Here is an 8,013-nt window from a genome sequence, read left to right on the forward strand (position 1 = left end):
CCCGCATTCGGCAGGACGGCTGTTCGGCGGGGGTGCGGCGGGCGTCGGATTTACAGTCTTGATCAAAAACAAACGGGTTCCGGCCAAGCTGTCGAGCGGTACCGCGCATGTTCCAGCGGAAAATGCCAGAACCCCCTTCCGCAGTGTGGAACTTGAGTAAGTTCCCTCCTGTCACGCCGTACGACCGTGCGACCAGCACGTCCGGCCGGGAGGGGAGCCCGCGTGCCTGGGATCGACGAATGCCTGCTCGAAGCCATGGCCCTGCCCGGTGCGCGGGGCGCCGCGCTCGTCGACTGGAGCAGCGGACTGGCCCTGGGCACCGCCGGGGACTCGCCCGTCGGAGACCATGAGACCACGGCCGCCGAGACCGCGGAACTGGCCCGGGCGGCAGCCGAGTACGAGTCCTTCGCGCCCGGCCCGGACGACGCGGGCGCCCCCGGCCCGCCCGTGGAAGACCTGATCGTCACCACGCGCAGCGGCTACCACGTGCTCCGCTTCGTCGAGACGAGCTTCGACAGCAGCGTCTTCCTGCACCTGTGGCTCGACCGCACCGACGGCAACCTCGCCCTCGCCCGGCACCGACTCCGCGCCCTCGCCGAAGGACTGGTCCTGAGATGACCGCCGTCACCGCCGTCTCCCCGCTGCTCACCCGGCTCGCCGCCGAGCGCGCCACCGGCGCCCTGCTGCGCGACCGGGGCACGCTCTTCCTGGAGGACGGCCGCGTCGTGCACGCCGAGAGCCCCTCCACCCCGGGCCTCGACGTCCTGCTCACCACCGGCGGGGGCCTCGCCCCCGAGCGCTGGACCGAGGCCGTGAACGAGGCCGGTGCCCGCCGCCAGGTCGGCCGCTTCCTCGTGGACAACGGCCGGCTGGCCGGCGGCGAACTGGAGATCTGCCACCTCGCGGCGATCTTCGACGCGGCCTTCTTCGCGCTCTCCCCCGGCAGCGGCCCCTCGCGGTTCCGCCGCGGCGCCACCCACTGGATCGGCTCCGTCCGCTCCGTTCCGGCGGCCGCCGTGGAACGGGAGACCTGCCGGCGCCGCGAACTGCTGGACTCGGTGTGGCCCTACCCGCTGCTCGACATATGCCCGGTGGTGCCGCGCCCGGCCGCGCCCGGCCAGACCGTCACCGCCCGCCAGCGGCTCCTGCTCGAACAGGCGGACGGCGTGCGGACCCCCGCCGACCTCGCGTGGGTGCTGGGCCGGCCCGCCTTCCACACGCTGCTGGAGGTGCGAAGACTCGCGGCGGCCGGCCTCGTCGAGACCCCGCACCCGGCCGCGCCGGCCCCCGCGCCGCCGCCCCCCGAACCCCTGCCCGACTGGATGACCCAGGTCCAACCCCCGGACGTGGCACTGCTCCGCCGGTTACGCGACGCACTGGAGGCAAGCCTGTGAGGCTCCCGCTGCGACCGGTTCTGCGAGCCGACCGCTCCGAGCGGAGGCAGCCCGAGGAGAGGCGGCCCGAAGAGAGGAAGGCCGACATGAGCCCCCCGATGGTGCCCGCAGAGGCCGAAGCAGAGATACGCGCCGAGCTCCGGCGGCTGCGGGCGCGCGTGCCCCAGCTCACCGGCGTGCTCGCCGCGAGCGCCGACGGCCTGGTGCTCGCCCAGGAGAGCGCCGCCACCGAGGCCGAGCCCCTCGCGGCCCTGACCGCGGCCGCCCTCGGCGTCGCCCAGCGGCTCAGCGACTGCACCGGGCAGGGCGGCTTCCGCGAGCTGCTCGTACGCGGCGAGCACGGATACGTCGCCACCTACGCCGCGGGGGACGCGGCCGTGCTCACCCTGATCGCCGAGCCGCGCGTCAACGTCGGCCGCCTCCATCTGGAGGCACGGCGCTCCACCCTGCGCATCACCGAGCTCATAGACCACAGCCTCGGCCGCCGCGGCCCCGAGGCGCCGCCCGCCGGCGCCGCGCCCCCCGGCCGCGAGCCGGACCGTCCCTGACCTTCTTCGACAGCAAACAAGCGATACGCAAGAGCAAATCATCCGGCCCGTACCGGTACGGGCGCCTGCAGAAAGAGGAAGAACCCCATGATCAACGTGGAGACCGCTCTCAAGGAAGCCGCCGGCATCGAGGGCACCCTCGGTGCGGCCCTCGTCGACTACGGCAGCGGCATGCCCCTGGGCACCGTCGGCGGGAACAAGGACCTGGACCTCTCGGTGGCCGCCGCGGGCAACACGGACGTGGTCCGGGCGAAGGTCCGGACGATGGAGATGCTGGGCCTGAAGGACGAGATCGAGGACATCCTGATCACGCTCGGCAGTCAGTACCACCTGATCAGGCTGCTGAAGGGGCGCAGTGGCGAGGGGTTCTTCCTCTACCTCGCGCTCGACCGCAGCCGGGCCAACCTCGCGATGGCCCGGCTCCAGCTGAAGAAGATCGAAGCCGATCTGGACATCTGACAGCGGTCCCGGGGCCGTGACGGCGCGGTGGCGGGCGGCGGAATTCTTTGCCGTCCGCCCCGGCGGACCTCGGTCATATGTCCGGGATGGGCGGACTTTATCATCCTGTTACAGAGTAAGATGCTGTAATCAGCTGATCTTCGAGCCCGTCGACAAAGCCAAAACCGCTGGAGAACCCGTCACCCATGCCCCCGCGCCTGAGCATCGTCGTACCCGTCTACAACGTCGAGCTCTATCTCGACGAGTGCCTGGAATCCATAGCAGCCCAGACGTTCGCCGACTTCGAGGTCGTGATCGTCGACGACGGGTCCACCGACACCAGTGCGGTGATCGCCAAGGCCTTCGCTGAGCGTGACAAACGGTTCCGGGTGGTCCTGCAGGAGAACGCCGGCCTCGGCGCCGCACGGAACGTAGGCTTCCGTCACGCGACGCCGGGCAGCGAGTACATCGCCTTCGTCGACAGCGACGACACCATGCCGACGTACGCCTACCAGCGGATGATCGACTCCCTCGACGAGACCGGCTCGGACTTCGCCGCCGGCAACGTCACCCGCTTCCGGTCCGTCGGCATGCAGCAGTCGTGGGGCCACCGGGTCGCATTCGCGAAGGACCGGCCCAAGACCCACATCTCGAAGTTCCCCGCGCTGGTCACCGACCGCACCGCGTGGAACAAGGTCTACCGCCGCAGCTTCTGGGAGGAGCACGGCTTCCAGTACCCGGAAGGCATCCTCTACGAGGACGCCCCCGTCAGCATCCCCGCGCACTACTTCGCCGAGAGCGTCGACGTCATCAGCGACGTCGTCTACCACTGGCGGGTCCGCGAGACCGGCGAGCGCTCCATCACCCAGCGCTCCACCGACCCGGTCTCCGTCATCGACCGCGTCACCTCGGTCCGGCTGGTCCGCGAGGCCCTGCTCGCCAAGTCCGGCGAGAAGTACGCCCGCTACCTGCGCGACTACGACCACAACGTGCTCAGCGAGGAACTGCCCCTCATCTACAAGTACGTCGGCGAGGGCGGCCCCGACTTCCGCGCCGCCTTCGTCAAGGAGGTCGGCGGCCTCGTCCGGGAGATCGGCACCGAGCCGTGGTCCGAGCTGACGGTCGCCGACCGGCTCAAGGCCTACCTGGCCCGCGAGGGCCGCGTCGAGGAGTTCATCGCCCTCACGCGCCACCAGAGCGACTTCAGCTACAGCGTCCCGGTCAAGGGACTGGCCCGCCCGCAGGCCGACTACCCCTTCCTCAAGGCGCCGGTGCCGCCCAAGCTGCTGACCCTCGGCACGCGCGAGCGCCGCGTCGTCAGCCGCCTGGAGCAGGCGGTCTGGAGCGACGGCAAGCTCCTGCTGCGCGGCTACGCCCTGCCCGGGCACATGGGCGCCGAGAGCCGTCTCGGCTCGCGCAAGATGCTGGTCTTCCGCGAGCAGGGCAAGCGCCGCCGCAACGTCGTCAGCGCCCGCACCGTCGCCTCCCCGATGGCCACGGTGAACACCCCGCACCTCGCCCTGCGGCACGCCGACTGGGCCGGGTTCACCGCCGTCGTCGACCCCACCGTCTTCCAGTCGGGCGGCAAGTGGCACGACGGCATATGGACCACCTCCATCGCCGTCACCGGCGCCGGAGGACTGCACCGCGCCCGCCTCAAGGGCGGCGAGCACGACAGCGGCATGGCCCCGCCGGCCCACTGGGCCACCCCCGACGTCCGCATCCTGCCGACCGTCGCGGGCTCCCTCACCGTCCACGTCGAGGTCGTCCGGGCCCGGGTCCTGGACGTCCGCCGCGGTGACGGCACCCTGGAACTCGTCGGCGAGCTCGCCGCCGAGGTCGGCGCCGGCGCCACCCTGCACGCCCAGCACGCCCGCACCGGCACCGCCGTCACCGTGCCGCTGACCACCGGTGCCGCCGCGGCCGGCGGCCGGACCTCCTTCACCGCGGTCGTCCCGCTCGCCGAGCTGGCCGCCGTGCCGGCCGTCGAGACGAAGCCCGGCGGCTGGAGCCCCGAGCCGTGGGAGCTCTCGGTGGTCCGCGCGGACGGCACCCGCCACCCCCTGGCCCACGACGAGCGCGGCGGCTTCACCGGCCTCGTCGCACCGCTGCCCGGCACCGCGGGGGAGCGCGCCGTCTTCGCCAAGCGCGGGACCACCGGACACCTCGTCCTCTCCGTCCAGCCCTCCCCGCCGCTGGTCGACACCGTCACCGCGCGCGACGGCACCCTGACCCTGGGCGGCACCTTCCACGCCCCGGACGCCCACGCCGGCGAAGCGTACGAACTGGTCTTCCACGACCAGCACGGCACGGAGTTCTGCTACCCCGTCACCCGGGACGGCGACCGCTTCGAAGCCTCCTTCCAGCCCGTGCTGCCCGAGCCGTACGCCGGCCGCACCACCATCCCGGCGGGCCGCTGGTGGCCCACCCTGCGCCCGGTCGCCCAGGGCGGCACCACCGCGGGCCTCCTCGGCATCGACCGCGGCGCGCCCGTCCAGCTGATCGCGCCCGCCCTGAACTCCGGTCCGCACGCCGTCACGGTCCTGGGCCGCCGGATGCGCGTCGAGGCACGCCTGCGCGACCGCATGGTCCTCGTCAGCGACCCGCTGCTGAGCCCGCACGACCGCTCCCGCCACGCGCAGCGCATCGCCCGCGACGAGACGTACCCGGCCCAGCGCCGGCTGCCGGTCAAGGACATGGTCGTCTACGACACCTTCCAGGGCCACGGCGCCGGCGACTCCCCCCGCGCCATCCACGAGGAGCTCGTGCGCCGGGGCGAGAAGCTGGACCACGTCTGGCTGGTCCGCGACGGCCGGGCCGAGGTCCCGCCGACCGCGCGCGCCGTCCAGTACGACAGCCTGGAGGCCTGGGAGGTGCTGGCCCGCGCCCGGTACTACGTCGTCAACGACAGCGTGCCGTCGCACTTCCTGCGCCGCCCGGGCCAGACCGTCGTGCAGACCTGGCACGGGACGCCGGTCAAGCAGATCGGCTACGACTACACGCACGACTACTACACCAGCCCCGAGGTGCTGGAGGGCCTGGAGCACGACAGCGCCCAGTGGACGCTGCTCGCCTCCCCGAGCTCGTACGCCACGCCCGTCCTCAAGCGCGCCCTCGGCTACCAGGGCGAGGTCATCGAGGTCGGCAGCCCGCGCACGGACGCCCTCGTGCGCCCGGACGCCGAGCGGATCGCGGAGGTCCGGCGGCGGCTCGGCCTGCCGGAGGGCAAGAAGGTCGTCCTCTACGCGCCCACCTGGCGCGAGAACCGCGAAGGGTTCTCCGGCGGCTACAAGCTCGACCTGCGGATCGACCTGGACGCGGCCCGCCGAGAGCTGGGCGAGGACCACGTCCTGCTGGTCCGCGGCCACTACCGGGTGACCGAGCAGCTCCGCGACGGCGTGCGCGACGGCTTCGTCGTCGACGTCTCGCGCTGGCCCGACACCACGGACCTGCTGCTCGTCGCCGACGTCCTGATCTCGGACTACTCGTCCGTGCTCTTCGACTTCGCGCTGACCGACCGGCCGATCCTGCTGTTCACGTACGACCTGGAGCACTACCGCGACACCCTGCGCGGCTTCACCTTCGACCTGGAGGAGAAGGCCCCCGGCCCGCTGCTGGCGGACTCGGCGAGCCTGATCGGGGCCGTGCGCGACGCGGACGCCCTGGGCGCCGAGTACGCCGACGCGCGGGCCGCGTTCCGCGCGGAGTTCTGCGACCTCGATGACGGCCGCGCCGCCGAGCTGGTCGTCGACCGCATGCTCGGGATGTAGCCCTTACGGGTGAACGTACGGACCGGTCCCGCGCCCCCGATGAGTTTCGGGCGCGGGACCGGTCTGTATGTGAGGGACGGCGTTCCAGCCCCCTCACCCACCCGCCCGGAGGCAGTCATGACCACCCAGGGTTTCACCACGTGCCTGTGGTTCGACGGCGAAGCGGAAGCCGCCGCCGACTACTACCTGTCCGTCTTCAAGGACGGCCGGATCCTGCGGACCGGCCGGTACACCGAGGCGGGCCCGGGCCCGGCCGGGTCGGTGCTGGTCGTGGAGTTCGAGATCAACGGACAGAAGTTCGTCGCGCTCAACGGCGGCCCCGAGTTCCACTTCAGCGAGGCCATCTCCTTCCAGATCCACTGCTCCGACGAACAGGAAGCGGACTACTACTACGGCACGCTGACCGGGGACGGCGGCCAGGAGTCCGCCTGCGGCTGGGTCAAGGACAGGTTCGGCGTTTCCTGGCAGGTGATCCCGCCCGGCGCCATCGACCTGATCAGCGACGAGGACCCGGGCCGTGCCGCCCGTGCCACGGCCGCCATGCTGGGCATGAAGAAGCTGGACGTGGCCGAGATGCGCCGGGCGGCCGACGCCGGCTAGGCGTCTTCGGATCTCGCCGGTCAGCGCACGCGGGGAACGTGCTGCGTCACGCAGTGGACGCCCCCGCCGCCCCAGGCGAGGTTGCGGGCCGGGGCGCCGACCACCTGGCGGCCCGGGAAGAGCGTGGCGAACTGGGCGAGCGCCAGGGCGTCGGCCGGTTCGCCCGCCGTCGGTACGACGACGTTGCCGCTGGTCTCGTAGTAGTTGGTGTAGCTGAACGTCCGCACCGTCAGCCCGTTGTGCCGGAACTGCGGCTGATGGTGCATCTCCACGATGTCGAAGGGACGCCCGCCGGCGTCGGTGGCGGCGTCCAGCACCGCCTTGTTGGCGGCCATCCGGTCGTGGTTGGGGTTGGCGGGGTCGGGCTGGGTGTGCAGCAGCAGCCTGGCCGGGCCGAGGTAGGAGGCGACGAGGTCGACGTGCCCGTTGGTGATGTCGTCGCCGGCCAGGCCGTACGGCAGCCAGACCACCTTGCTCGCGCCGTACGAGGCCAGCAGCGCGGCCTCGATCTGCGCGCGGGTCATGCCCGGGTTGCGGTTGGGGTCGAGGAGGCACTCCTCGGTGGTGATGAGGGTGCCCTGGCCGTCGGTGATGACGGATCCGCCCTCCAGGACCATGTCCACGGGCTGCCGCGGGACGTCCAGGTACGCGCAGACGCCGGCGGGCAGGAAGTCGTCCTTGTCGTACGGGTACTTCCCGCCCCAGCCGTTGAAGCGGAAGTCCAGGCCGGCCGAGCGGGTCCTCGCGTCGTTCACGGTGAAGACGGGGCCGGTGTCGCGGGCCCAGCAGTCGTTGACGGGGTACTCGGTGACGGTGACCGAGTCGCCGCAGCGGGCCCGGGCCTGCGCCGCCTGGCCCGGTTCGGCGACCATCACGACCGTTTCGAAGCGGGCGACGGCCTGCGCGATGCCCGCTATCTCGCCCTGGACGTCGGTGAGCAGCCCGCCCCAGCCGACGTTCCTGTCCCACGGCCAGGCCATGACGCAGGCGGAGTGCGGCTCCCATTCGGCGGGGGCGTGCCGGCGCTCGCCGCCCTTGGCCTGCGCGTCCTCGGCGAACGCGGGGGCCGGGCCGCCGAAGAGGGGGTACGCGGCGGCCGTGAGGGCGGCGGCACCGAAACCGCGCCGGCTCATGCGTGGCAGGTGCATGACATTTCTCCTTCTGGTGGTGGGGCGGGGGCGGGCCGGGGGGGGGGGGGGGGGGGGGGGGGGGGGGGGGGGGGGGGGGGGGGGGGGGGGGGGGGGGGGGGGGGGGGGGATACGT

At 72.4% G+C, this 8,013-nt stretch carries 7 protein-coding genes; 6 read left to right on the forward strand and 1 reads right to left on the reverse strand.

What is annotated here, in order from left to right; translation table 11 throughout:
* Positions 1-222: 222 nt before the first annotated feature.
* The 6 genes from ACZ7IF_RS05190 to ACZ7IF_RS05215 all read left to right on the forward strand — a co-directional run bounded on the left by ACZ7IF_RS05190 (position 223) and on the right by ACZ7IF_RS05215 (position 6,750).
* The gene (locus ACZ7IF_RS05190) at positions 223-618 is read left to right on the forward strand and encodes a hypothetical protein (protein WP_125814369.1); all 396 of its coding nucleotides are present in this window, start codon (positions 223-225) and stop codon (positions 616-618) included.
* Positions 615-1,394 carry a transcriptional regulator gene (locus ACZ7IF_RS05195; RefSeq protein WP_470963251.1) on the forward strand — a complete coding sequence of 260 codons (780 nt, stop codon included), beginning with the start codon at positions 615-617 and terminating at the stop codon, positions 1,392-1,394. The genes ACZ7IF_RS05190 and ACZ7IF_RS05195 overlap by 4 nt, the downstream gene beginning before the upstream one ends.
* Before the next feature lie 86 nt (positions 1,395-1,480).
* Positions 1,481-1,942 carry a roadblock/LC7 domain-containing protein gene (locus ACZ7IF_RS05200; protein ID WP_470963254.1) on the forward strand — a complete coding sequence of 154 codons (462 nt, stop codon included), beginning with the start codon at positions 1,481-1,483 and terminating at the stop codon, positions 1,940-1,942.
* 87 nt (positions 1,943-2,029) lie between these two features.
* The gene (locus ACZ7IF_RS05205) at positions 2,030-2,401 is read left to right on the forward strand and encodes a hypothetical protein (RefSeq protein ID WP_470963257.1); all 372 of its coding nucleotides are present in this window, start codon (positions 2,030-2,032) and stop codon (positions 2,399-2,401) included.
* A 185-nt stretch (positions 2,402-2,586) separates the two neighbouring features.
* Complete coding sequence (locus tag ACZ7IF_RS05210; RefSeq protein WP_470963260.1) at positions 2,587-6,150, forward strand: bifunctional glycosyltransferase/CDP-glycerol:glycerophosphate glycerophosphotransferase; 3,564 nt, start codon at positions 2,587-2,589, stop codon at positions 6,148-6,150.
* A gap of 117 nt (positions 6,151-6,267) precedes the next feature.
* Entirely contained in the window at positions 6,268-6,750 is a 483-nt protein-coding gene (locus tag ACZ7IF_RS05215) for a VOC family protein (protein ID WP_470963262.1), read from the forward strand.
* A gap of 20 nt (positions 6,751-6,770) precedes the next feature.
* On the opposite strand, the gene ACZ7IF_RS05220 is transcribed toward ACZ7IF_RS05215, so the two are convergent.
* Complete coding sequence (locus ACZ7IF_RS05220) at positions 6,771-7,898, reverse strand: agmatine deiminase family protein (RefSeq protein ID WP_470963264.1); 1,128 nt, start codon at positions 7,896-7,898, stop codon at positions 6,771-6,773.
* Positions 7,899-8,013 lie beyond the last annotated feature (115 nt).

The organism is Streptomyces sp. NPDC037421, from assembly GCF_055602105.1.